The organism is Stutzerimonas nitrititolerans, from assembly GCF_003696285.1.
GTDB classification, from domain to species: Bacteria; Pseudomonadota; Gammaproteobacteria; order Pseudomonadales; family Pseudomonadaceae; genus Stutzerimonas; species Stutzerimonas nitrititolerans.
The window spans coordinates 50,846-72,678 of record NZ_RFFL01000011.1 but is presented as its reverse complement, the minus strand read 5'-3'; the positions used below and the strand labels follow the sequence as shown (position 1 = coordinate 72,678).

Below are 21,833 nucleotides of genomic sequence, written 5' to 3'. Positions count from 1 at the left end.
TCCGGAGCCGATTTTCAGTGTGGCGTCGGATCGCCAGCAAGCTGGCTCCTACGGCACGCTGCAGGCGGCGTTTGGTTTTGTAGGAGCGAGCTCGCTCGCGATCAGCGCTCGGTGACTCCGAATCAGACAAAAGCGTAAACCCACGTTCGAGGAATATTGAGTTAGTCGGTACTCTGCCCGCTCCCTTCACGTCCCAGTTGCGCCAGCTGTGCTTCGAGCCCTTCCGCGGTCTGTTCACCCACCAGTTGCTGACGAACCTTGCCTTCGCCATCCACCAGAAAGGTCACCGGCAGCACCGCGCTGCGCGGCAACTGCAGACGTTCGGCCGGATCTTCCGCCAGCACCCGGAACTCGATACCCAGCGCCTGCGAGGCCTGGGCCAGCTCCTCACCCTGAAGTCCATCGAAATTCACCCCGAGCACCACCGGGCCATCGGGCGAGGCGGCCATGGCGTTTAGCTCGGGAATCTCCGTACGGCAGGGGCCGCACCACTCCGCCCAATAATTGATCACCAGCCACTGGCCCTCCAGCTGCGCGGCCGTTACCGGCTGACCGTGCTGATCCACGCCCCATTCCTCGCCGCAACCGGCCAGCGCCACACAGCCCAGTAGGCCGACCACCCGCATGAACCTGCTCATCGCTCGTCCTCTGACAATCTCATGGATTCGACTCCGGGCGCACCCGCTTTTCTTCGCGAGGCGGCGCTTACGCCCTCCTCGCCTTGCAACCAATCCGCGATGCTGCCACCAAACAAGCGGGTCTGCTCGCTACGCAACAGCTCCAGCGACTGGCGCACGGCAGGGTACCAAGGCTCGTCGAGCTGCTCCGGCAGTGCCTGCGAGCCCGCCATGGGCCAGGGGTTATGCCGCAGCAACCGATCGAAACTGTAGTGATCGAGGTCCCGACACAGCACCCAGCCCGACGAGCCGGTCCGGCAGACCAGCCGTTCGCGCTCGAAGAACTCGAGTATTTCGTCCCATTCATCCTGTGGGAGAAGCCAGCCACTGCGGTGCACGTCGCGCAGGCGCACCTCACGTCCCGACTGCTGGCGCTCATGGAGAATTCTCAGCAGCACCAGCATCACCAACAGGCGGGGCGTCGACTGGCGCCGCCACCGCTGCGAGGAAGATTGCCCACAGACCAGCTCGGCACCGAACAGGACAATCATCCAGGACAGGTAGATCCAGAGCAGAAACAGCGGTACCGCCGCGAAAGCGCCGTAGATCAGCTGATAGCTGGGGAAAAAACGCACATAAAGTCCGAACAGCTGCTTGGCCGCCTCGAACAGCACAGCGGTAAACACCCCGCCGACCAGCGCATGGCGCAGCGACACGCGCGTATTGGGCACCGCGGCGTAGATAAGCGTGAAGGCCGCGATGCTCAGGATCAGCGGCATTGCCTTGAGCAGGATGCCGACGCCGAGCAAGGCGTCCGGCCCCGAGATCAGCGACAGGGAAGTGATGTAGGTGCTCATCGCGAACGCCGCCCCCAGCAACAGGGGGCCAAGGCTCAGAATCGCCCAGTAAAGCAGGAAGCTCGACATGCCGCGCCTGGGCTGGCGCACCCGCCAGATGGCATTGAAGGCTTTCTCGATGGTCAGCAACATCATCAGCGCCGTCGCCATCAAAAAGCCCACGCCGAACCAGGTCAACTGCCGTGCCTGGTCGGTGAAGGCCACCAGATACTGCTGGATGGTCGCGCCAGTGGAGGGTATGAAGTTGCTGAAGATGTACATCTGGATCTGCTCACCCACGCCCTGGAATGCGGGAATGGCGGACAGCATGGCGAAGGTGACGGTCATCATCGGCACCACGGCGAACAACGTGGTGTAGGTCAGGGCCGCCGCGCTTTGCGGTCCTCGGTCGGCCAGAAAACGCTGCAGCAGGAAGCGACAGAATTCCACCAGATCATCGATGCGCTGTGGCATGCCCTCTCCTTTGCAAACGAGGCCGCCAACCACACGGCACCCGCCCGGACGGCGATCCGGCCGGTTTCTCGACGTTCATTCGATGTTTCCAGCCGAGGCGACGCCGACATTTCAGGCATCGCCTCGTGGAAGGTTAGAATGGCCAACTCCTCTGGCGCGAAGCAACCCGAAAATGACCGAACTGACGCTCTATCACAACCCCCGCTGTTCCAAGTCGCGTAGCGCGCTGGAACTGCTCGAAGGCCGTGGCCTGACCCCAACCATCATCCGTTACCTCGAAACGCCCCCGACAGCCGCAGAACTTCAGGATGTGCTGAACAAGCTGGGCATCGCGCCCCGGCAGTTGCTACGCACTGGTGAGGACGAATACAAGCAGCTCAATCTGGCCGATTCCGACTTGTCCGATGAGCAACTGATCGAAGCCATGGTGGCTCATCCACGGCTGATCGAGCGGCCAATCCTGGTTGCGGGTAACCGCGCAACTGTCGGCCGCCCACCGGAGAAAGTGCTGGAGATCCTGCCGTGAGCGCACCCTACATCCTGGTGCTGTATTACAGCCGTCACGGCGCCACCGCCGAAATGGCCCGCCACATAGCCCGCGGCATCGAACTGACCGGTATGGAAGCGCGGTTGCGCACGGTGCCCGCGGTATCCAGCGAATGCGAGGCGGTCGCGCCCGCGGTGCCTGAGGAAGGCGCCGTCTACGCGACCCTCGAAGACCTCAAGAACTGCGCGGGCCTCGTCCTGGGCAGCCCGACCCGCTTCGGCAACATGGCCGCGCCGCTGAAGTATTTTCTCGACGGCACCAGCGGCCTGTGGCTGACCGGCGAACTGGTCGGCAAACCCGCAGGCGTATTCACCTCGACGGCAAGCCTGCATGGCGGCCAGGAAACGACGCTGCTGTCGATGCTGCTGCCCCTGCTGCACCACGGCATGCTGGTGCTCGGCCTGCCCTACAGCGAGAACGCCCTGCTGGAGACCTCGGGCGGCGGCACGCCTTATGGCGCCAGTCATTTTGCCGGCGCCGACGGCAAACGCCGCCTGGACCCGCACGAAATCACCTTGTGCCGCACACTCGGCCAACGTGTGGCGCAGACGGCCATAGGCCTGGAGAACGTTCGTGGCTAGAAAACCCAAACCCCTGCCCTCGCTGGAGTGGCTGAAGCCGCGCGTGAAGATCAGCCGCGCCGTCAGCCTGATCAGCTTCGCCGCCCTGGCCGTACTGCTGCTGGTGTGGAACCTGGCGTTCGCCGACCTGCACGGCGCAAGAACCTGGGTGGTGGTCAGCATCCAGCTGATCCCGCTGCTGCTGGTCGCACCCGGCATGCTTACCGGCAGCCCGCGCGCGCATGCGTGGCTGTGCTTCATCGTCAATCTGTATTTCATCCAGGGTGTGCTGGCTACGATAAACCCCGCGCGGATGGTCTTCGGCTGGCTGGAAGCGATCATCAGCCTGGTGCTCTTCGTCGCCGCACTGCTCTACACCCGCTGGGGTTATCAGTACGCGCGGAAGGCTGCAGGCGAAAGCTGAGCGGCTCGAAAGAGCGGCCGCCTCACTCGGTAGCGGAAGGACGGTGAAGCGGCAACAAGCGGATACAACCCGATCTGGCAATCGACCTTAGTATAACTGCCAAAAAAGCGAGGGCCTCTAAAATGGGTGGCGAGCATCTAAGTATGTACGTTATAAGCGCGATGAAGTTCAATGCGGCCCAGTGGTAAAGATCGATTTTGCCTGGACCCGAGGCAGTTGCATCCAGCGCCCATCGAGACGCCTTCAGATGTGCGGCTGCCGGACCATCGACAGACATCCATGAGACGAATTCAGCGGTGACTTCATGACAACGGATTTAAACAAATACATTCGCAATGCTGCATTTTTGGACAAAGTCGTCTCCGCAGAAGAGGCAGCATCGTGGGTCGAAGACGGCATGACGCTGGGGATGAGTGGCTTCACCCTGTTCGGCGAGCCGAAGGAATTCCCCCGAGCGTTGTCTGAGCGCGGCCAGAAAGAGAAGTTCAAGGTCAACCTATTCACCGGCGCCTCCATGGGCCCGGCCGCTGACCAGTCCATGGCCGAAGCCGGCATCATCAACAAGCGCATCCCCTATCAGGGCAACCCGGTCCAGCGCAAGAAGATCAACGCGGGTGAAGTGCTCTACATCGACCAGCATCTGTCCCACATGGCGGAACTGATCCGTCAGGGCGTACTGCCTCAGGTCGACTACGCGATCATCGAAGCGGCAGCCATTACCGAAGACGGCCAGATCATCCCGACCGGTTCCGTGGGCAACTCCCCGATCTTCGTACAGACCGCCAAACACGTGATCATCGAGCTGAACACTTCTGCTCCGCGCGAGTACGAAGGCATGCACGATATCTATATCCCGGGCCCTGCCGGTGAAAACGCCCGTAAGGACATTCCTGTCTACGACATCAGCACCCGTATCGGTACCGTGGGCATCCCGGTCGATCCGGCCAAGGTCCGCGGCATCGTGCTGTCCAGCCAGCCGGACATTCCTTCGCCGCTGTTCGAACCGAACGCGGAAACCCAGAAAATCGCCGACAACCTGCTGGACTTCCTGCGCGCCGAAGTGAAATCAGGCCGTCTCACCAACAGCCTCGCCCCGCTGCAGTCCGGCGTGGGCTCCGTTGCCAACGCGGTTCTGAACGGCATGCGGACTTCCGAGTTCAAGGACCTGGTGGTGGCTTCCGAAGTGCTGCAGGACGGCGTGTTCGACCTGATCGACGCAGGCGTCGTGAAGTTCGCTGCAGGCACCGCGTTCTCCCTGTCGAAGAAGCGCGTGGACAACCTGGCGTCCGACATGGCCAAGTACGCCGGCAAAGTGGTGTTCCGCCCTCAGGAAATCTCCAACCATCCTGAAGTCATTCGCCGCCTGGGCATCATTTCCTTCAACACGGCACTGGAAGTGGATATCTACGGCAACGTGAACTCCACTCACGTCAGCGGCACCCACATGATGAACGGTATCGGCGGCTCGGGTGACTTCGCCCGGAACGCGCGTATCAGCATCTTCGTGACGACTTCCACGGCCAAGAACGGCAACGTCTCCTCCATCGTGCCTTTCGTGACCCACGTCGACCACACCAACCATGATGTTGACGTGATCATCACCGAACAGGGCTTTGCGGACCTGCGCGGGCTGGCGCCCATCGAGGCGGCCGAGCGCATGATCAACAACTGCATGCACCCGGACTACAAGCAGCAGGCGCTGGATTACCTGGAAGAAGCCAAGGCGCGCGGCGGTCACACCCCGCACGTGCTGGAAAAGGCCTTCTCCTGGCACAATCACCTGGCCGAGCACGGCACCATGAAACTGAAGTAATTCAGCGTCATGAACAAAAAGGGCCCCTTGGGGCCCTTTTTCATTTCCGAAGTGGTTGCTTTGCTTGCCAGGCCAAACCTGTGGCCTACCAGCCATCTACCAGCCGAGGGTTTCCTTGAGGAAGGGAATGGTCAGCTTGCGCTGTGCCTGCAGCGAAGCCTGATCGAGGCGGTCCAGCAGCTCGAACAGCGCACTCATGCTGCGCGCACCACGGGTGAGGATGAAGCGTCCCACATCATCCGGCAGGTTCAGGCCACGGCGCGACGCACGCAGCTGGAGCGCGCGCAGCTTGTCCTCATCTGAGAGCTGCTGCAACTGGAACACCAGAGCCAGGCTCAGCCGCGACTTGAGATCCGGCAGTTGTACGGCGAGCTCACGGGGCGAGGCCGCGGCAGCGAGCAGCAAGCGTCGACCACTGTCACGCAACCTGTTGAACAGATGGAACAGGGCTTCTTCCCACACCGGATCACCCGCAACGGCGTCCAGGTCATCCACGCATACCAGCTCGCTCTGCTCGAGATCATCGAGCAACGCGGTGCCGTACCCGGCCACTTCGGCAAGCGGCAGGTAGACGGCCAGTTCGCCACGCTCTTCCACCCGCAGGCAGGCGGCCTGCAACAGATGGCTGCGTCCGACTCCAGCCTGCCCCCAGAGGTAGATCAACTCATCGGACCAACCGGCCGCCGGCGAACAGAGCCGTTCGACATAACCCAGCGCCGCAGCGTTGGCGCCGGGATAGAAGTTGGCGAAGGTGGCATCGTCGCGCAGACGGATGCCGAGAGGGAGCTGGATGGGTTTCATGGTTGGCTGGGAGGTTCGGCCGGTGCGTAAAGGTCCGAGAGTTTATAGAGATCATGCACATGGCGCAGCAGAACCATGATCACCGCCGCGACAGGCAGCGCCAGCAGCACGCCGGTGAAGCCAAACAACTGCCCACCAGCAAGCACCGCGAAGATCACCGCGACCGGATGCAGGCCGATGCGATCACCGACCAGCAAGGGCGTCAGCAACATGCCCTCGAGCAACTGGCCGACCGTAAATACCGCCGCCACGCCGAGCAAGAGGTAGAGATCAATACCGGACTGGAACAACACCGCGACGATCGCCGCCCCGATACCGACCACGAAGCCCATGTAGGGCACGATGCTGGCCAGGCCGGCCAGCACACCGATCAGCAGCCCCAGCTGCAGCCCGATCAGCATCAGGCCGCTGGCGTAGACCACGGCCAGCGCCAGCATCACCAACAATTGTCCGCGCAGGAACGCCCCTATCACCTCGTGGCACTCCCGCATCAGCCCGACCACCATCGCCTCGCGGCGACGCGGCAGCAATTTGCGCAGCTTGGCCATGATCAGATCCCAGTCACGCAGCAGATAGAAGCCGACCACCGGCACCAGCAGCAGATTGCCCAGCCAGGCCAGCAGCGCGAGACCGGAGGCCGTGGCCTGGCTGAGGATCAGCCCTACCACGTCGGTGGTGCTGCCGAGATTATCGGTAATGGCCTGCTTGACCCTGTCGAAGCGCCAGAAGTCCTCCTCCAGACCGAACTGCATCTGCATCCAGGGCAACGCCTCGAGCTGCAGCCAGTCCAGCGCCAACGGGGTCAGCTGGTACAGGTGCATCAGCTGCTTGCCGAGCATCGGCACCAGCACCAGGATCAGCAATACCAGCAGCAGGCTGAACAGGGTGAACACCGCCACCACACCCCAGGTACGGGACAGCTTCCAGCGCTCCAGACGATCCACCAGCGGATCGCCCAGATAGGCCAGCAGGATGCCGACCAGAAAGGGCGACAGGATCGGCGTGAGCTGATAAAGCAGCCAGCCACACAGCAGCAATGCCACCAGCCAGGGCCAGCGATTCGATTGGGTGATGGTCATGTTCGATCCCTGAGTCAGGTGGCTTCCGGTAAACAGATTATGTTCGGGCGGCGCCGCCAGGCCCCGGCTGCACGCTGCCAGAAGCGCTCAGCCGGCACCCGGCCGCGGGGCTCACCAGCGATAACGCAACAGCAGGCCTACGTCGGGCTGCAGCAAAGGCTTCTCGCCTTCGGGCAGAGCGCCTTCGTCGGACGGGGCCTCTGTCGTCGCTTGCGCTTCTGGCGCTGGCACTTCGGCAGGCCCCTGCTCCGGTGGCTGGCCTTCTGTCGAAAGCGTATCGACCGGCATTTCTTCAGCTGGCACCTCATGCAGCCGTGCCAGGGCAAGCTGCGCCCGCAGCTGCTCGGGCGAGGCCGACAGGCGATACACCAGGCGATCGCTTTCCACCCGAATCAGTCGCCCCGCCAGCGGTGTCAGCAACTGCTCCAGCTCGGCAAAGCGGCTGACGTCGGCGCTCAGAACCTCCAGGGTAATATCCTCGACCTCACCCGCCGCGACGGTGTAGCGCGGTGCCAGGAACTTGCTCACCGCCAGCATCACGGCATCGGCCAGAGCCTCGTGCGTTTCACCGCTGGCCTTGCCTCGGGTCTGCTCCTCGCCGAGCCAAAGATGCCAGCTGGCCTCCCATTGCGAACCTGTCTGAACGGCGGAGACGGCCAGCAACGCATCGGCATCGTAGCGTTCGGAAGCCTCGCGCAGCGCCTGCGCATCCTGGCCCTGCGCCGCCTCAGCGACGCCGAGCATCTGCTCGCCGAGGTCCGCCAGTGGCAGGCGCAACGGCAACCCGCGATGCTGAGCGGCCACCCGCAGCGCACCGGACTGATCCTGGCCGTCGCCAATCAGGCGCGCGCCCTCACCCGCATCGACCAGCCACCAGCTCAGGATGCTCGGGCGATTGGCGCCCCACAGGGCCAGCCCGGCCCCGCGCAAGCTGCGCTCGGTGGTTTGCGGATCGAAGAACGCCCGGATGCCTTCGTTTTCGTAGGCATAGCGGCTGATCAACTGCTGCGGATTCTTGCGCAGCTCGGCCACTGCCGGCCGCTGGCCCGCCTCGGGGTCGCCGGTCAGGCGCAGCACCAGGGTGTCGAACGCCCGCTGCAGAGCCGCTTCGCGTTCCTCGGGCTGCTGGTCGGCGACCGGTTCGCGTACCTCGTAGAGATTGCTCAGCGGCGCGGCCAGGCTGGGCAGAGCGAAGCAGGCTGCGCACAGCATCAGGAGGCGAGAGATTAGGCGCATGGGGTAGTTCTCACAGGCTGGAACAATTGGCGGATCTGGATTGGACTGCAACAGATCGGCAAATCTCATGAAAGGAAGCGCTATACCTTAAACAGCCGCCCCAATCGCAGCAACCGCCACGCTGCAATGCTGAGCGACATCCCACACTCGGCCGCGGGATGGTCGCTATGCGGCAAGCCTGATAAAATCGCGCGCTTTCCGCAGACCGGTCCGCCGTTCTCCCGGCTTTGAAGCACAGCAGCCGCTTCGGGCCCGGTCGCCCCGCACTCCTTTCACAGGTCCGGACTCTATGAGCAAGCAACCCTCCCTCAGCTACAAGGACGCAGGCGTCGACATCGATGCAGGCGAAGCGCTGGTCGAACGCATCAAGGGCGTCGCCAAACGTACTGCTCGTCCTGAAGTCATGGGCGGCCTGGGCGGCTTCGGCGCGCTCTGCGAAATCCCTGCCGGCTACAAGCAGCCGGTACTGGTTTCCGGCACCGACGGCGTGGGCACCAAGCTGCGCCTGGCGCTGAACCTGAACCGGCATGACAGCATCGGCCAGGATCTGGTCGCCATGTGCGTCAACGACCTGGTGGTGTGCGGCGCCGAGCCGCTGTTCTTCCTCGACTACTACGCCACTGGCAAGCTCAACGTGGATATCGCGGCGACCGTGGTCACTGGCATCGGCGCCGGTTGCGAGTTGGCCGGCTGCTCGCTGGTCGGCGGTGAGACCGCCGAGATGCCCGGTATGTACGAAGGCGAGGACTATGACCTGGCCGGTTTCTGTGTCGGCGTGGTGGAAAAGAGCGAGATCATCGACGGCTCGAAAGTCGCGGCCGGCGATGCACTGATCGCCCTGCCCTCCTCGGGCCCGCATTCCAACGGCTATTCGCTGATCCGCAAGATCATCGAGGTCGCCGGCGCCGATATCGAGAACACTCAGCTCGATGGCAAGCCGCTGACCGAGCTGCTGATGGCGCCGACGCGCATCTACGTCAAGCCACTGCTCAAGCTGATCAAGGACACCGGCGCGGTCAAGGCCATGGCCCATATCACTGGCGGCGGCCTGCTGGACAACATCCCGCGCGTGCTGCCCGAGGGCAGCCAGGCGGTCATCGACATCGCCAGCTGGCAGCGCCCGGCGGTATTCGACTGGCTGCAGCAGCAAGGCAACGTCGACGAGCACGAGATGCATCGCGTGCTCAACTGCGGCGTCGGCATGGTCATCTGCGTCGCACAGGATCAGGTCGAAGCGGTGCTGGCTAACCTGCGCGCCTCCGGCGAAACCCCATGGCTGATCGGCCAGATCGCCACCGCGACCGAGGGCGCCGAGCGCGTCGTGCTGAACAACCTGAAAAGCCACTGATGACCGAACCCTGCAATGTGGTGGTACTGATTTCAGGCTCCGGCAGCAACCTGCAGGCGCTGATCGACAGCCTGAATGAAAGCAATCCCGCCCGCATCCGCGCGGTGATTTCCAACCGCGCCGAGGCCTTCGGGCTGCAACGCGCGCAGGCGGCCGGCATCGACACCCGAGTGATCGATCACAAGCAGTTCGCCGACCGGGACGCCTTCGACGCGGCGTTGATGGAACACATCGATGCCTATGCGCCGCAGCTGGTGGTGCTGGCCGGTTTCATGCGCATCCTCACGCCTGCCTTCGTCCGCCATTACCAGGGGCGCCTGCTCAATATCCACCCGTCCCTGCTGCCCCGGCACAAGGGGCTGGACACCCATCGCCGCGCACTCGAGGCCGGCGACAGCGAGCATGGTTGCAGCGTGCATTTCGTCACCGAAGAGCTCGATGGCGGCCCCGTAGCGATACAGGCGGCCTTCACGGTGCGCCCCGAGGAAGGCCTGGACGCGCTGACCAGCCGGGTGCATGCCGCCGAACACGTAATCTACCCCCTTGCCGTGCGCTGGTTCGCCGAAGGACGCTTGCGCCTCTGCGAACAAGGCGCGATGCTGGACGGCGCCAAGCTGCCGGCCACCGGTCACCTGATCAGAACCTAGGAGTCACTATGCGTCGCACCCTGCTGCTCGCTCTCAGCCTGCTTGCCTTGCCGGTCCAGGCGCTAGAGCTCAAACCTTTCTCCGCCAGCTACACGGCAGACTGGAAGCAGGTGCCCATCAGCGGTACCGCTCAGCGCAGCCTCGAGAAAACCGACGGTGACCTCTGGAGGCTCGATTTCGAGGCTTCGATGCTGGTGGCCAGCCTCAACGAGCGCAGCACCTTCCGTGTCGACGGCGACACCCTGCTGCCGCAGCGCTATCGCCTCAAGCGCAGTGGCCTGGGCAAGGGCAAGAACATCGAGCACAACTTCGACTGGGACGCCAAGCTGGTGACTGGCGAAGATCGCGGCGACCCGGTCAAGCTGCCACTCAACCGCGGCCTGCTGGACAAGTCCACCTACCAGATCGCTCTGCAGGAAGCCGTGGCCGCTGGCGAGAAGAGCATGAGCTACCAGGTGGTCGACGGCGACGAGATCGAGACCTACGACTTCCGCGTGCTGGGCGAAGAACAGGTCAGCACCAAGGCCGGCCAGGTCGACGCGATCAAGGTCGAGCGCGTGCGTGACCCCACCCAGAGCAAGCGCCAGACCATCCTCTGGTTCGCCACCGAATGGGATTACCTGCTGGTTCGCTTGCATCAAGTGGAAAAGGACGGCAAGGAATACCAGATCATGCTCGAAGAGGGCATCGTCGACGGCAAGGCCGTTCGCGGCAACTGAGCCACCCCGGCGCCAGGCGATCTGGCGCCATCCCGCACCACCACGGAACGAACCCGCCGATGCGCCGCCACCCTACCCTGCTGCTCCTTCTGATTCCGCTGATCGCCGGTTGCCAATCGCTTGGCTGGAAAGACGAAGCACCGCCGCGCCCGACCGAGCGCCTGCAAGGCCAGCTCACCGTAATCGACGGGCAGCTGGCGTTTCGCTCCTGCCAAGGCGAGCGTCGGCTGCGCCTGGTCGATTCGATCGATAGCGGACTGCTGGACGATGCACTGGCCCTGGGCAGCGACACCGGCACGCCTCTGTTCACCGATGTCCGCGGCGTGCTACAGCGCCAGAATAACGAAGACCGCATGGAGCTCACACGCCTCTATCGCGTACAGGCCGAGGGTCATGGCTGCGACGCGCCGGACTTCCGACAACTGCTGCTCGCCGCCCACGGCAACGAGCCCGGCTGGAGCCTGCGCGTCACCCGCGAAGGCATGCTGCTCGAACGCATGGATCACTCGCCCCTTGCGCTGCCTTATCTGGAAGAACAGCTTCCCGGCGGCCAGACCCATTTCAGCAGCGAAGCCAATGGCCAGCAGATCGGCCTGTGGGTCGCACCGCAACGTTGCGTGGATGACGCCAGCGGCGCGGTCAGCCACCTGACCGCCGAACTTCGCCTGGGCGACGACGTGCTCCGCGGCTGCGCCTACTACGGTGGCGCTCGCAACGACTGACCACGCAGCATGCAACTGCGCCATACCGACCGCCTTGAAGAATTGCCATGAATGACGACCTGACCCGCCTGCAGCCCTACCCCTTCGAAAAGCTCCGCGCCTTGCTCGCGGGCGTGCAGCCAGCGGAAGACAAGCGCGCCATTGCGCTGTCCATCGGCGAACCCAAGCATCGCTCACCGGAATTCGTGGCGCAGGCGCTGGCCGACAACCTGGACCAGCTGTCGGTCTACCCGACCACCCTCGGCATAGCCGCCTTGCGCGAGGCTATCGCCGGTTGGTGCGAACGCCGTTTCGACCTGCAGCCAGGTGCCCTCGACCCGGCACGCCAGGTACTGCCGGTCAATGGCACGCGCGAAGCGCTGTTCTCCTTCACACAGGCGATGGTCCAGCGCTCGGCCGATGCGCTGGTGCTCAGCCCCAATCCCTTCTATCAGATCTACGAAGGTGCCGCGTTCCTGGCTGGCGCCACCCCGCATTACCTTCCCTGCCTGGCCGAAAATGGTTTCAACCCCGATTTCGATGCCGTGCCGGTGGCCATCTGGCAGCGCACGCAGATTCTGTTCCTCTGCTCGCCCGGCAACCCCACCGGCGCGCTGATCCCGCTGGAAACACTGAAGAAGCTGATCGCCCTGGCCGACGAGCATGATTTCATCATCGCTGCCGACGAGTGCTACAGCGAACTCTACTTCGACGAATCGGCACCCCCGCCCGGACTGCTGAGCGCCTGTGCGGCGCTGGGCCGAAACGATTTCAGACGCTGCGTGGTCTTCCACAGCCTGTCCAAGCGCTCCAACCTGCCAGGCCTGCGCTCCGGATTCGTCGCGGGCGACGCGGACATCCTCGAGGCCTTCCTGCTCTACCGCACCTACCATGGCTGCGCGATGCCGGTGCAGACGCAGCTGGCGAGCATCGCGGCCTGGAACGACGAGGAACATGTACAGGCCAACCGCAAGCTGTACCGGCAGAAATTCGATGCAGTGCTCGAGATTCTCGCGCCGGTCATGAACGTGGAGCGCCCCGATGGCGGCTTCTACCTGTGGCCGGAAACGCCGGTGGATGACCAGCGATTCACCCGCGAACTCTTCGCCCGCGAGCACGTCACCGTGGTGCCGGGCTCCTATCTTTCGCGTGACGTCGACGGATTCAATCCCGGTGCCAACCGCGTGCGCCTGGCGCTGGTGGCTCCGCTGGAGGATTGCATCGAGGCGGCGCAGCGGATTCGCTCGTTCGTGACGGATTTGTAGCGCTGCGATAGCAGGCGCGCGTTGTGCCAACTTCAACGGTGCCCCTCTCCCCAGCGGGGGGCAGTTCGAGCCGTTGCCAAGCACAGCGTTAAACCCCTCTCCCCCTTTGGGAGAGGGCCAGGGTGAGGGGTAGCGATCCCACTACCAAGTCCAAAATATTCGGCCCACGCAGCTCAAGCCACCCCCGGCGGAATTCCGTCCTTGCCGTAATCGCGCAGCTTCTCCAGATTTTCCGGCTTCATGTGCTCAGGAATGTCCGCCTTTTCCGGCTCGCGCTCATCCTCGCGACAATCCTCGTCAGCGCGTTTGTCTGGCTCGTTCATGGTTCACCTCTCAGATCGCATGCTCTTCCCAGATCAGCTCGGCCTCGTCACTGATCTCTACCACCTTGGTCAGGGCCGCATCGGCCGCCACCTCGGCTTCGGAGGCCAGATCGTAACGGCGGCCATCGGCGACCTTGAAGATGTGCAGCGACTCATCGCCATCGCGGCGCTTGACAGCGATCACCGCCTCGAACGCATCCTCCGCCGGAACGGCGGATGAAATCGCCTCGAACTTCTCGAAATGCTTGCGTGCCATATCTCGCCTCTCATCGTTTCGGCTGTCATCAATGGACAACGTGACGGCGGAAAGATCGTATGGCGCACAAGAAGCGACCTGGCCTGAACCCAGTCCCTCGAACGCACTCACAATGCCATGAACCCGAAGGAGAGCCCTCATGTCCATGAACGACGTTTATGCAGCAACCGAACCCGGACGTGCCGAGGTCGATGCGCTGCAAGGTCTGACGTTGCTGGAGTTCGGCGCACCCTGGTGCGGCCACTGCCGCGCCGCACAGCCGTCGCTGGCCAAGGTGCTGGCGGATCGTGATGACGTCCGTCACCTGAAGATCGAAGACGGGCCGGGCCGGCCGCTGGGCCGTTCGTTCCGGGTCAAGCTCTGGCCGACGCTGATTCTGTTGCGCCAAGGGGAAGAGCTGGCACGGCTGGTCCGTCCGACGAATGCAGATGACATCCGGCAAGCGCTCGACCATGCGTCCGACAACCATGGCGTCGACATGGCATAATTCGCCACCCTGTGGCCTGAGAAAAGAAAATCCGTTTATGCCTCACCCAACCCAAGGACTCCGTCTCTACGGCATCAAGGCCTGTGACACCATGAAGAAGGCCCGTACCTGGCTCGATCAGCAGGGGCTGAGCTATGACTTTCATGACTACAAGAGCGCCGGCATCGACCGCGCCCATCTGGAAGCCTGGTGCGACGAACACGGCTGGCAGACAGTCCTCAACCGTGCAGGCACCACGTTTCGCAAACTCGACGACGCCCAGAAGGCCGATCTCGACCAGGCCAAGGCCATCGAACTGATGCTGGCCCAGCCTTCGATGATCAAGCGTCCCGTGCTCGATCTCGGCGACAGAACGCTGATCGGCTTCAAGCCCGACGTCTACGCGGCCGAACTGGCCACCAAGAACTGATTGCCGCTCGCTACGGCGAGCGTGACCAAGACAAGGATTTCCATGAACACGACCTTATTCAGCCTGGCCTTCGGTGTCGGCACCCAGAACCGCCAGGGCAACTGGCTCGAAGTCTTCTACGCACAGCCCCTGTTGCAGCCAAACGCAGAGCTGGTCGCGGCCATCGCGCCGCTGCTCGGCTACCAGGGCGGCAACCAGGCGATCGCCATCAACACCACCCAGGCGGCGCAACTGGCTGATGCCATCAAGCAGTTGGATGCCACACAGCACGCGCTGTTGACCCGCCTCGCGGAAAGCCAGCGCCCGCTGGTCGTCACCCTGCTGGCCGAAGACGCCGCACCGACGTCCACGCCCGAGGCCTACCTCAAGCTGCACCTGCTGTCCCATCGCCTGGTCAAGCCGCACGGCGTGAACCTCTCCGGCATCTTCCCGCTGCTGCCCAACGTCGCCTGGACCAACCAGGGCGCCGTGGACCTGGCCGAGCTGGCCGAGCGCCAACTGGAAGCGCGTCTGAAGGGCTACCTGCTGGAAGTCAACTCGATCGACAAGTTTCCCAAGATGGCCGACTACGTGGTGCCTACCGGCGTACGCATCGCCGACAGTGCGCGCATTCGCCTGGGCGCCTACATCGGCGAAGGCACCACGGTGATGCACGAAGGCTTCGTCAACTTCAACGCCGGCACCGAAGGCCCCGGCATGATCGAAGGGCGCGTCTCGGCGGGCGTCTTCGTCGGCAAGGGCTCGGACCTCGGCGGCGGCTGCTCCACCATGGGCACGCTGTCCGGTGGCGGCAACATCGTCATTTCCGTCGGTGAAGGCTGCCTGATCGGCGCTAACGCCGGTATCGGCATCCCGCTGGGCGACCGCAATACCGTCGAATCCGGTCTGTACATCACGGCCGGCACCAAGGTGAACCTGCTAGACGAACAGGGCGAGCTGGTCAAGGTGATCAAGGCGCGCGAACTGGCCGGCCAGAGCGACCTGCTGTTCCGTCGCAACTCGCTGAGCGGCGCCGTGGAGTGCAAGACCCACAAATCCGCGATCGAACTGAACGAGGCGCTGCACGCGCACAACTAAGAAGCCGATCAAAAGCGCTGGAGGCTGGAGGCGAAACGAAGAGCGCGCTGTGGCGTTCTCGTCCAGCCTTCAGCCTCCAGCGGCTTTCAAACTCCGAGCCGAAGGGTCGAACGATGTCTCTGGTATCTCCCTGGCGTTCCGATTTCCCTGCCCTGGCGATTCTCGAAGCCCAGGGCCAGACCTATCTCGACAGCGCCGCGACCGCGCAGAAGCCTCAGGCGCTGATCGATGCGCTGACCGGCTACTACACCTGCGGCACCGCCAATGTGCACCGCGCCCAGCACCAGGCGGCCGAACGCGCCACGCGGGCGTTCGAGAACTCACGGATCAAGGTGGCTCACTGGCTGAATGCCCAGAGCCCGACCGAGATCGTCTTCACCCATGGCGCCACCGAGGCGCTGAACCTGCTGGCCTACGGGCTCGAACATCGGGTGCGCCCGGATGACGAGATCGTCGTCAGCGCCCTCGAACACCACGCCAACCTGTTGCCCTGGCAGCAACTGGCCCGGCGACGTGGCGCCAGGCTGGTGGTATTGCCGCTGGACGAACAGGGCCTGATCGACCTGGATGCCGCCGCCCGGCTTATCGGCCCGCGCACGCGCCTGCTCGCCGTCAGCCAGCTGTCCAACGTGCTGGGCGCCTGGCAGCCGCTGGCGCAGCTGTTGCCGCTGGCCAAGGCCCAGGGCGCGCTGACCGTCGTCGACGGCGCCCAGGGCGTGGTGCATGGCCGCCACGACATGCAGGCACTGGCCTGCGACTTCTACGTGCTGTCCAGCCACAAGCTCTACGGACCAGAAGGCGTCGGCGCGCTCTACGGCCGTGGCGAATCCCTGCTCGAACTCCATCACTGGCAGTTCGGCGGCGAGATGGTCCGGGTGGCCGATTTCCAGAGCGCGGAGTTCCATGCCGCGCCGCTGGGTTTCGAGGCCGGCACGCCACCCATCGGTGCGGTGATCGGCCTTGGCGCGACCCTGGACTACCTGGCGAAACTGGACGGTGCGGCCGTCACCGCCCATGAGCAGGTCCTGCACATGAAGTTGCTGGCGGGGTTGGCCGTTCGTCCTAGCGTGCAGGTACTGGGCAAGCCGCAGGTGGCGCTGGCCAGTTTCCGCGTCGAAGGCGTGCACCATGGCGACCTCGCGCACCTGCTTACCGAGCAGGGCATCGCCATCCGCAGCGGGACGCATTGCGCGCAGCCGCTGATGAAGTCCCTCGGCGTTGACGGCGCGATTCGCGTCTCGCTGGGACTGTACAACGACGGCACCGACCTGGAGCGCTTCTTCGCGGCCCTGGACCAGTCGCTGGAGCTGCTCCGATGAGCACCTTGCCCGCCCCTGCCAGCGAAGCCCTGCAGGCGTTCCAGCAGGCGGCCGGCTGGGAGCAACGGGCGCGCCTGCTGATGCAGTGGGGCGATCGGCTCGAACCGCTCAGCGAACTCGAGCGCAACGAGGACAATCAGGTGGCAGGCTGTGAAAGCAGGCTGTGGTTGATCGGCGAACGCCAGGGGGATCGCTGGCATTTTCGCGGCACCAGCGAAGCGCGCCTGCTGCGCGGGCTGCTCGCCGTCCTGCTGGTGCGGGTCAACGGGCTGGACGCTACCGAGCTGCAACGGCTCGACGTCGTGCAATGGTTCGAGCAGCTCGGCCTCTCGCGGCAGCTGTCGCCCTCGCGCAGCAATGGCATGAATGCTGTGCTGGCGCGTATGCGCGAATTGAGTCGGCACACGCCCTAACAGGCCGTTGAAAAACTATCTGCGTTGCCATTACTGCGTTAAAAACAGGCTCGGAGTGCTCATTTACAACTCGTAAACTCCGCGTCCTCGCCTGTTTTTGCCCTGCACTGGCTGCCTCGCCTACGTTTTTCAAGCGCCTGCCAACGGCTATTCGGCAGTACGCCAGGGAAACCAGCGCGGCGTGTGCCGGCAGTAATCGCGGTACTGCTCGCCGAATACCGATTCCAGATAAGGCTCTTCGTAACGGGCGATGTACAACGCGGCGAAACGGCTCCAGATCGCCAGCCACAGCGCCAGCAGCGGCGAGCTGTAGACCAGCATCAGACCGACCAGCACGAAGGTGCCCGACCACATCATCGGATGCCTGACCCAGGCGTACGGGCCGCTACGCAGCAGACTCTTCGGCCCGACAAAGGGGCTGACCGTCTCTTTGCCATGGCGATACATCATCAGCGCACAAACGACCGCCAGCAGCCCGCCCAGGTTCATCAGGGTGACGCCGGCATATTTCAGAACGGCCAGGCGCGGCAGTTCGATGCTCAGTTGCTGTTCCAGTTGCAGCAGGTAACGCGGGAACACGTAAAGCACGCCGAACGGGCCGACGATCAGATAGATCAGCGTATCGATTCTGCCGAGCAGCTTTTTCACGTCGTAGGGCGTCCGATCTTCTCCAGGAATCTGAAGACAACAAGCGCAACGGCCAGGTTCGTCCTCGATTGCCGCAGCGGCTTCAGGGCTTGCCGGCCGCGACGCGCTCCGCGGGCCGCCGTGCGCCTGCCACCAGCTTGTCCACCGCACGCGCCGCCGCCACCATGCCGAAGCTGGCGGTGACCATCATCGCCGCACCGAAACCGCCGGCGCAGTCGAGCTTCACCCCTTCACCGACGAAGCTCTTGCTCTGGCAGACGCCGCCATCGGGTTTGGGATAGCGCAGCTGCTCGGTGGAAAACACGCAGGGCACGCTGTAGGTGCGACCCGGCGTGCGCGAGAAGTTGTACTCGCGACGCAGCAGCGAGCGCACCTTAGCCGCCAGCGGGTCGTTGAAGGTCTTGTTCAGATCGGTAACCTGGATCTGCGTCGGGTCCACCTGCCCACCGGCGCCGCCGGTGGCGATGATCTGGATCTTGCGCCGCTTGCACCAGGCGATCAACGCGGCCTTGGCCGGCACGCTGTCGATGCAGTCGATGACGCAATCCAGCTGCTCGGTGATGTATTCGGCCATGGTTTCCCGGGTGACGAAATCGGCCACCGCATGCACCACGCAGGCCGGGTTAATGGCGCGGATACGCGCCGCCATCTCGTCCACCTTGGGCTTGCCCACCGCGCCCTCCAGCGCATGGATCTGGCGGTTGGTGTTGGTGATGCAGACATCGTCCAGATCGAACAGGCTGATCTCGCCGACGCCGCTGCGCGCCAGCGCCTCGGCCGCCCAGGAACCGACCCCGCCGATGCCGACCACGGCGACATGCGCCGCTGCCAGCCGTTCGAGCCCGGCCCGGCCATACAGACGGGCAATGCCGCCGAAACGCTGATCTTCGCTAGACATACCGACCTCTGAAAAACGTCCGCCGATTATAGGACCTGCGGCTGGCAAGGTTCACCTGCCCGACCACACAGCAAACGACCTCAACGAAGACAACCAGGCGCTTTTCGGCGCTCCTGGCGGCCTTTTTTAATTTACTATGGCGCCCTTTACCGCCCTACCGGAGCCCCGATGACCGCCCCTGCCCTGTCGCCCACCCTGGAACTCGCCTGCGAGTTGATCAATCGGCCATCGGTGACCCCGCTGGACGAGGGCTGCCAGCAGTTGATGAGCGAACGTCTCGCCGCCTGCGGCTTCGCCATCGAGCCGATGCACTTCGAAGACGTGGAGAACTTCTGGGCGATTCGCGGCAGTGAAGGCCCGGTGCTGTGCTTCGCCGGCCACACCGACGTGGTGCCCACTGGTCCTGTGCAGGCTTGGCAGAATCCCCCTTTCGCGGCACGCATCGACGAGCACGGCATGCTCCACGGGCGCGGTGCGGCGGACATGAAGGGCAGCCTGGCGTCGATGATCATCGCGGTGGAGCGTTTTACCGCCGACCATCCGCAGCACAAGGGACAGATCGCCTTTCTCATCACCAGCGACGAAGAAGGCCCGGCGCACCACGGCACCAAGGCGGTGGTCGAGCGCCTGCGCGAGCGGGGTCAGCGGCTGGACTGGTGCATCGTCGGCGAGCCTTCGAGTACGGCCCTGGTGGGCGACGTGGTGAAGAACGGCCGGCGCGGCTCGCTCGGTGGCACCCTCACAGTTCGTGGCCAGCAAGGCCACGTGGCCTATCCGCACCTGGCGAAGAACCCGATTCACCTGGCGGCGCCGGCGCTGGCCGAACTGGCCGCCGAGCACTGGGACGACGGCAACGCCTTCTTCCCGCCGACCAGCTTCCAGATTTCCAACCTCAACTCCGGCACTGGCGCCACCAACGTCATCCCCGGCACGCTGGAGGCGGTGTTCAACTTCCGTTTCTCCACTGAATCCACCGTCGAAGGCCTGCAGCAGCGCACCGCATCGATCCTCGACAAGCACGGCCTGGACTGGCACGTCGACTGGGCGCTGTCCGGCCTGCCCTTCCTGACCGAGCCGGGCGAACTGCTCGACGGCGTCGCCGCGGCCATCCGCAGCGTGACCGGGCGCGAAACCACGCCCTCCACCAGCGGTGGAACATCCGACGGGCGCTTCATCGCCACCCTCGGCACCCAGGTGGTGGAGCTCGGCCCGGTCAACGCCACGATTCATCAGGTCGACGAACACATCCTCGCCAGCGACCTCGATCTGCTGACCGAAATCTACTACCAGACCCTGGTCAATCTGCTCGCATGCTGACCTGCCCCATCTGCCAGGCACCGCTGCAAACGGTGGACAATGGCGTCGCCTGCCCGGCCAACCACCGCTTCGACCGTGCGCGCCAGGGCTACCTCAATCTGCTGCCGGTGCAGCACAAGAACAGCCGCGACCCCGGTGATAACCAGGCCATGGTCGAGGCGCGCCGACGCTTTCTCGACGGCGGCCACTACGCGCCGCTGGCCGAGCGCCTGGCGCAGCTGGCCGCCGAACGTACGCCGGCGCGCTGGCTGGATATCGGCTGCGGCGAGGGCTACTACACCGCTCAGATCGCCCGGGCCCTGCCATCCGCCGAAGGCTACGCGCTGGATATCTCCCGCGAAGCGGTCAAGCGCGCCTGCAAGCGCGCGCCGCAGCTGGAATGGCTGGTGGCGAGCATGGCCCGTGTGCCGCTGGCCGATGCCAGCTGCGACCTGCTGGCCAGCGTCTTCAGCCCGCTGGACTGGACCGAAGCCCGACGCCTGCTCGCACCCGGCGGCGGCCTTCTGCGCATGGGGCCGACCCGCGAACATCTGTGGGAGCTGCGCGCCCGGCTGTATGACGAAGTACGGGATTACGACGACGAAAAACACCTGTCGCTGATTCCCGAAGGCATGCACCTGGCCCACAGCGAAACCCTCGGCTACGAGCTGCAACTCGACGATCCCCAGGCCCGCGCCGACCTGCTCGCCATGACGCCCCACGGCTGGCGCGCCAGTGCCGAACGCCGCGCCGCGGTCATCGACGCGCCACTGCGCGTGCGCGTTGCGATACGCTACGACTGGATTCAGCGCGATCAGTAACTCCTTCACACAAGGCACCGCCATGCGCCAACCGGATATCGAGATCTACCTCAGGGACGCCAGCCAGCAGGCCGTCACCGATTGGCTCACCCAAGCCATAGGCCCCTGCTCGCCCTGGCAGCAGAAGGGCAAGACATTCAAGTGCCAGGCCGGCAAGATTCCAGTGACCTGGCTGCCGAAAGCCGTCGGCAAATGGCACAGCCTGCTGCTGGACAGCGACGCCACGCCCTGGGAAGACGACATCGCCTGCGCCCGCGCCGCCTTCGCCGCGCTTGGTGTGGAAATCCGCTGCGCGCCCGGCGGCTGGCAGGAAGAGGAAGCCGAGGAAGACGCCGACCGCTGGATCAGCATCAGCGAACGTGGCGAAGAAGAGATCATATGGCGTACGGATTGAGCGCTGTTTTGCTTTGCGGGAGATGCTGCTTAGCTTGTGGCGGGCCTTGAAGCCCTCTTCGCCGCGCGCCTCCCACAAAGGCGGGGCGGTGCCCACTGCGGCTTTCGTGGGGCCCCGACCTCGGGGCGAAGTTTTTGACCTTCGCTAACGAAAAGCCCGCCATTCGGCGGGCTTTTTTGTTACGGCAGAATCAGAGTCCCGCCACATCCTCGGCCTGCAGGCCCTTCTGGCCCTGGGTCACCGAGAATTCCACCTGCTGACCTTCGGCCAGCGAACGGTGGCCTTCACCACGAATCGCCTGGTAATGCACGAACACGTCCGCGCCGCTACCACGCTGAATGAATCCATAACCCTTGGCATCGTTGAACCATTTGACGGTTCCGGTCTCGCGCTCAGCCATTTGCTTCTCCAACTCTTCTTGTTAT

27 protein-coding genes are annotated in these 21,833 nt (G+C 64.1%); 17 read left to right on the top strand and 10 right to left on the bottom strand.

The genetic code is table 11. The features are described 5' to 3' along the window. Positions 1–161 precede the first annotated feature (161 nt). Together EA795_RS14495 and EA795_RS14490 are read right to left on the bottom strand one after the other, a co-directional pair. Positions 162–638 (bottom strand): TlpA family protein disulfide reductase, encoded by a 477-nt coding sequence (locus EA795_RS14495; RefSeq protein ID WP_058075310.1) that lies wholly within the window; start codon positions 636–638, stop codon positions 162–164. Further along, positions 635–1,927, bottom strand: coding sequence for a YihY family inner membrane protein (locus tag EA795_RS14490; RefSeq protein ID WP_122078073.1), 1,293 nt, complete (start codon positions 1,925–1,927; stop codon positions 635–637). Before EA795_RS14490 ends, EA795_RS14495 begins: the two co-directional genes overlap by 4 nt. Positions 1,928–2,099: 172 nt before the next feature. Here EA795_RS14490 and arsC point away from each other — a divergent pair, with 172 nt between their 5' ends. The 4 genes from arsC (at position 2,100) to scpC (ending at position 5,271) form a co-directional block, all read left to right on the top strand. Next, complete coding sequence (gene arsC, locus EA795_RS14485) at positions 2,100–2,453, top strand: arsenate reductase (glutaredoxin) (RefSeq protein ID WP_014852331.1); 354 nt, start codon at positions 2,100–2,102, stop codon at positions 2,451–2,453. Beyond that, complete coding sequence (gene wrbA / locus EA795_RS14480) at positions 2,450–3,055, top strand: NAD(P)H:quinone oxidoreductase (protein WP_122078071.1); 606 nt, start codon at positions 2,450–2,452, stop codon at positions 3,053–3,055. The genes arsC and wrbA overlap by 4 nt, the downstream gene beginning before the upstream one ends. Then, positions 3,048–3,458, top strand: a complete 411-nt coding sequence (locus tag EA795_RS14475; protein ID WP_122078070.1) for a DUF2069 domain-containing protein — start codon at positions 3,048–3,050, stop codon at positions 3,456–3,458. The genes wrbA and EA795_RS14475 overlap by 8 nt, the downstream gene beginning before the upstream one ends. Positions 3,459–3,762: 304 nt before the next feature. Then, positions 3,763–5,271 (top strand): succinyl-CoA:acetate CoA-transferase ScpC, encoded by a 1,509-nt coding sequence (gene scpC, locus EA795_RS14470; RefSeq protein WP_058075313.1) that lies wholly within the window; start codon positions 3,763–3,765, stop codon positions 5,269–5,271. Positions 5,272–5,367: 96 nt separating this feature from the next. On the opposite strand, the gene hda is transcribed toward scpC, so the two are convergent. The 3 genes from hda to EA795_RS14455 form a co-directional block, all read right to left on the bottom strand. Continuing rightward, positions 5,368–6,072: a DnaA regulatory inactivator Hda gene (gene hda / locus EA795_RS14465; RefSeq protein WP_058075314.1), complete on the bottom strand. Its 705-nt coding sequence runs from the start codon at positions 6,070–6,072 to the stop codon at positions 5,368–5,370. Then, positions 6,069–7,151 (bottom strand): AI-2E family transporter, encoded by a 1,083-nt coding sequence (locus tag EA795_RS14460; RefSeq protein WP_122078068.1) that lies wholly within the window; start codon positions 7,149–7,151, stop codon positions 6,069–6,071. Before EA795_RS14460 ends, hda begins: the two co-directional genes overlap by 4 nt. A 111-nt stretch (positions 7,152–7,262) precedes the next feature. Continuing rightward, complete coding sequence (locus EA795_RS14455) at positions 7,263–8,387, bottom strand: DUF2066 domain-containing protein (RefSeq protein WP_122078066.1); 1,125 nt, start codon at positions 8,385–8,387, stop codon at positions 7,263–7,265. A 289-nt stretch (positions 8,388–8,676) separates the two neighbouring features. Here EA795_RS14455 and purM point away from each other — a divergent pair, with 289 nt between their 5' ends. Genes purM through dapC form a run of 5 tightly spaced genes read left to right on the top strand, consistent with a single transcriptional unit; the run spans position 8,677 to position 13,067 of the window. Continuing rightward, complete coding sequence (purM, locus tag EA795_RS14450) at positions 8,677–9,735, top strand: phosphoribosylformylglycinamidine cyclo-ligase (RefSeq protein ID WP_058078161.1); 1,059 nt, start codon at positions 8,677–8,679, stop codon at positions 9,733–9,735. Beyond that, positions 9,735–10,382 (top strand): phosphoribosylglycinamide formyltransferase, encoded by a 648-nt coding sequence (gene purN, locus EA795_RS14445; protein ID WP_122078064.1) that lies wholly within the window; start codon positions 9,735–9,737, stop codon positions 10,380–10,382. The genes purM and purN overlap by 1 nt, the downstream gene beginning before the upstream one ends. A gap of 8 nt (positions 10,383–10,390) precedes the next feature. Next, entirely contained in the window at positions 10,391–11,101 is a 711-nt protein-coding gene (locus EA795_RS14440; protein WP_058078159.1) for a DUF3108 domain-containing protein, read from the top strand. A 59-nt stretch (positions 11,102–11,160) separates the two neighbouring features. Next, positions 11,161–11,823, top strand: coding sequence for a COG3650 family protein (locus EA795_RS14435; RefSeq protein WP_122078062.1), 663 nt, complete (start codon positions 11,161–11,163; stop codon positions 11,821–11,823). A 47-nt stretch (positions 11,824–11,870) separates the two neighbouring features. Continuing rightward, a complete protein-coding gene (gene dapC, locus EA795_RS14430; protein WP_122078060.1) occupies positions 11,871–13,067 on the top strand; it encodes a succinyldiaminopimelate transaminase in 1,197 nt (398 codons plus the stop codon). 173 nt (positions 13,068–13,240) lie between these two features. Here dapC and EA795_RS21055 read toward each other — a convergent pair whose 3' ends face one another. Further along, positions 13,241–13,390, bottom strand: a complete 150-nt coding sequence (locus tag EA795_RS21055; RefSeq protein WP_014852319.1) for a hypothetical protein — start codon at positions 13,388–13,390, stop codon at positions 13,241–13,243. 10 nt (positions 13,391–13,400) lie between these two features. Beyond that, positions 13,401–13,646 carry a hypothetical protein gene (locus EA795_RS14425; RefSeq protein ID WP_014852318.1) on the bottom strand — a complete coding sequence of 82 codons (246 nt, stop codon included), beginning with the start codon at positions 13,644–13,646 and terminating at the stop codon, positions 13,401–13,403. Positions 13,647–13,785: 139 nt separating this feature from the next. Between EA795_RS14425 and EA795_RS14420 the strand changes: the two genes are divergently transcribed. The 5 genes from EA795_RS14420 to EA795_RS14400 all read left to right on the top strand — a co-directional run bounded on the left by EA795_RS14420 (position 13,786) and on the right by EA795_RS14400 (position 17,351). Next, positions 13,786–14,133, top strand: a complete 348-nt coding sequence (locus tag EA795_RS14420; RefSeq protein WP_065985012.1) for a thioredoxin family protein — start codon at positions 13,786–13,788, stop codon at positions 14,131–14,133. Positions 14,134–14,170: 37 nt separating this feature from the next. Next, positions 14,171–14,542 carry an ArsC family reductase gene (locus EA795_RS14415; RefSeq protein ID WP_065985011.1) on the top strand — a complete coding sequence of 124 codons (372 nt, stop codon included), beginning with the start codon at positions 14,171–14,173 and terminating at the stop codon, positions 14,540–14,542. Positions 14,543–14,584: 42 nt separating this feature from the next. Further along, complete coding sequence (dapD, locus tag EA795_RS14410; RefSeq protein WP_122078058.1) at positions 14,585–15,619, top strand: 2,3,4,5-tetrahydropyridine-2,6-dicarboxylate N-succinyltransferase; 1,035 nt, start codon at positions 14,585–14,587, stop codon at positions 15,617–15,619. Between the two features lie 113 nt (positions 15,620–15,732). After that, positions 15,733–16,938, top strand: coding sequence for an aminotransferase class V-fold PLP-dependent enzyme (locus EA795_RS14405; protein WP_122078056.1), 1,206 nt, complete (start codon positions 15,733–15,735; stop codon positions 16,936–16,938). Continuing rightward, the gene (locus tag EA795_RS14400) at positions 16,935–17,351 is read left to right on the top strand and encodes a SufE family protein (protein WP_122078055.1); all 417 of its coding nucleotides are present in this window, start codon (positions 16,935–16,937) and stop codon (positions 17,349–17,351) included. The genes EA795_RS14405 and EA795_RS14400 overlap by 4 nt, the downstream gene beginning before the upstream one ends. Before the next feature lie 147 nt (positions 17,352–17,498). Here EA795_RS14400 and EA795_RS14395 read toward each other — a convergent pair whose 3' ends face one another. Together EA795_RS14395 and tcdA are read right to left on the bottom strand one after the other, a co-directional pair. Further along, positions 17,499–17,999 (bottom strand): methyltransferase family protein, encoded by a 501-nt coding sequence (locus EA795_RS14395; RefSeq protein WP_122078053.1) that lies wholly within the window; start codon positions 17,997–17,999, stop codon positions 17,499–17,501. Positions 18,000–18,081: 82 nt separating this feature from the next. Next, positions 18,082–18,897: a tRNA cyclic N6-threonylcarbamoyladenosine(37) synthase TcdA gene (gene tcdA / locus EA795_RS14390; protein WP_014852311.1), complete on the bottom strand. Its 816-nt coding sequence runs from the start codon at positions 18,895–18,897 to the stop codon at positions 18,082–18,084. Between the two features lie 168 nt (positions 18,898–19,065). On the opposite strand from tcdA, the gene dapE reads away from it, so the two are divergent. From dapE to EA795_RS14375, 3 genes are read left to right on the top strand one after another with little or no spacing between them, the layout of a single operon-like run. After that, positions 19,066–20,214: a succinyl-diaminopimelate desuccinylase gene (gene dapE / locus EA795_RS14385; protein WP_122078051.1), complete on the top strand. Its 1,149-nt coding sequence runs from the start codon at positions 19,066–19,068 to the stop codon at positions 20,212–20,214. Then, positions 20,208–21,014: a putative RNA methyltransferase gene (locus EA795_RS14380; RefSeq protein WP_122078050.1), complete on the top strand. Its 807-nt coding sequence runs from the start codon at positions 20,208–20,210 to the stop codon at positions 21,012–21,014. The genes dapE and EA795_RS14380 overlap by 7 nt, the downstream gene beginning before the upstream one ends. 22 nt (positions 21,015–21,036) lie before the next feature. Next, a complete protein-coding gene (locus tag EA795_RS14375) occupies positions 21,037–21,408 on the top strand; it encodes a hypothetical protein (RefSeq protein ID WP_122078048.1) in 372 nt (123 codons plus the stop codon). A 190-nt stretch (positions 21,409–21,598) separates the two neighbouring features. Here EA795_RS14375 and EA795_RS14370 read toward each other — a convergent pair whose 3' ends face one another. Next, positions 21,599–21,808 carry a cold-shock protein gene (locus EA795_RS14370; RefSeq protein WP_014852307.1) on the bottom strand — a complete coding sequence of 70 codons (210 nt, stop codon included), beginning with the start codon at positions 21,806–21,808 and terminating at the stop codon, positions 21,599–21,601. Between the last annotated feature and the right edge of the window lie 25 nt (positions 21,809–21,833).

What these genes read in the sequence shown, in the direction of transcription:
- EA795_RS14495 (WP_058075310.1), bottom strand. Translation starts at nt 638, where the DNA reads ATGAGCAGGTTCATGCGGGTGGTCGGCCTACTGGGCTGTGTGGCGCTG.
- EA795_RS14490 (WP_122078073.1), bottom strand. Translation starts at nt 1,927, where the DNA reads ATGCCACAGCGCATCGATGATCTGGTGGAATTCTGTCGCTTCCTGCTG.
- arsC (WP_014852331.1), top strand. Translation starts at nt 2,100, where the DNA reads ATGACCGAACTGACGCTCTATCACAACCCCCGCTGTTCCAAGTCGCGT.
- scpC (WP_058075313.1), top strand. Translation starts at nt 3,763, where the DNA reads ATGACAACGGATTTAAACAAATACATTCGCAATGCTGCATTTTTGGAC.
- hda (WP_058075314.1), bottom strand. Translation starts at nt 6,072, where the DNA reads ATGAAACCCATCCAGCTCCCTCTCGGCATCCGTCTGCGCGACGATGCC.
- EA795_RS14460 (WP_122078068.1), bottom strand. Translation starts at nt 7,151, where the DNA reads ATGACCATCACCCAATCGAATCGCTGGCCCTGGCTGGTGGCATTGCTG.
- EA795_RS14455 (WP_122078066.1), bottom strand. Translation starts at nt 8,387, where the DNA reads ATGCGCCTAATCTCTCGCCTCCTGATGCTGTGCGCAGCCTGCTTCGCT.
- purM (WP_058078161.1), top strand. Translation starts at nt 8,677, where the DNA reads ATGAGCAAGCAACCCTCCCTCAGCTACAAGGACGCAGGCGTCGACATC.
- purN (WP_122078064.1), top strand. Translation starts at nt 9,735, where the DNA reads ATGACCGAACCCTGCAATGTGGTGGTACTGATTTCAGGCTCCGGCAGC.
- EA795_RS14440 (WP_058078159.1), top strand. Translation starts at nt 10,391, where the DNA reads ATGCGTCGCACCCTGCTGCTCGCTCTCAGCCTGCTTGCCTTGCCGGTC.
- EA795_RS14435 (WP_122078062.1), top strand. Translation starts at nt 11,161, where the DNA reads ATGCGCCGCCACCCTACCCTGCTGCTCCTTCTGATTCCGCTGATCGCC.
- dapC (WP_122078060.1), top strand. Translation starts at nt 11,871, where the DNA reads ATGAATGACGACCTGACCCGCCTGCAGCCCTACCCCTTCGAAAAGCTC.
- EA795_RS21055 (WP_014852319.1), bottom strand. Translation starts at nt 13,390, where the DNA reads ATGAACGAGCCAGACAAACGCGCTGACGAGGATTGTCGCGAGGATGAG.
- EA795_RS14425 (WP_014852318.1), bottom strand. Translation starts at nt 13,646, where the DNA reads ATGGCACGCAAGCATTTCGAGAAGTTCGAGGCGATTTCATCCGCCGTT.
- EA795_RS14420 (WP_065985012.1), top strand. Translation starts at nt 13,786, where the DNA reads ATGTCCATGAACGACGTTTATGCAGCAACCGAACCCGGACGTGCCGAG.
- EA795_RS14415 (WP_065985011.1), top strand. Translation starts at nt 14,171, where the DNA reads ATGCCTCACCCAACCCAAGGACTCCGTCTCTACGGCATCAAGGCCTGT.
- dapD (WP_122078058.1), top strand. Translation starts at nt 14,585, where the DNA reads ATGAACACGACCTTATTCAGCCTGGCCTTCGGTGTCGGCACCCAGAAC.
- EA795_RS14405 (WP_122078056.1), top strand. Translation starts at nt 15,733, where the DNA reads ATGTCTCTGGTATCTCCCTGGCGTTCCGATTTCCCTGCCCTGGCGATT.
- EA795_RS14400 (WP_122078055.1), top strand. Translation starts at nt 16,935, where the DNA reads ATGAGCACCTTGCCCGCCCCTGCCAGCGAAGCCCTGCAGGCGTTCCAG.
- tcdA (WP_014852311.1), bottom strand. Translation starts at nt 18,897, where the DNA reads ATGTCTAGCGAAGATCAGCGTTTCGGCGGCATTGCCCGTCTGTATGGC.
- dapE (WP_122078051.1), top strand. Translation starts at nt 19,066, where the DNA reads ATGACCGCCCCTGCCCTGTCGCCCACCCTGGAACTCGCCTGCGAGTTG.
- EA795_RS14380 (WP_122078050.1), top strand. Translation starts at nt 20,208, where the DNA reads ATGCTGACCTGCCCCATCTGCCAGGCACCGCTGCAAACGGTGGACAAT.
- EA795_RS14375 (WP_122078048.1), top strand. Translation starts at nt 21,037, where the DNA reads ATGCGCCAACCGGATATCGAGATCTACCTCAGGGACGCCAGCCAGCAG.
- EA795_RS14370 (WP_014852307.1), bottom strand. Translation starts at nt 21,808, where the DNA reads ATGGCTGAGCGCGAGACCGGAACCGTCAAATGGTTCAACGATGCCAAG.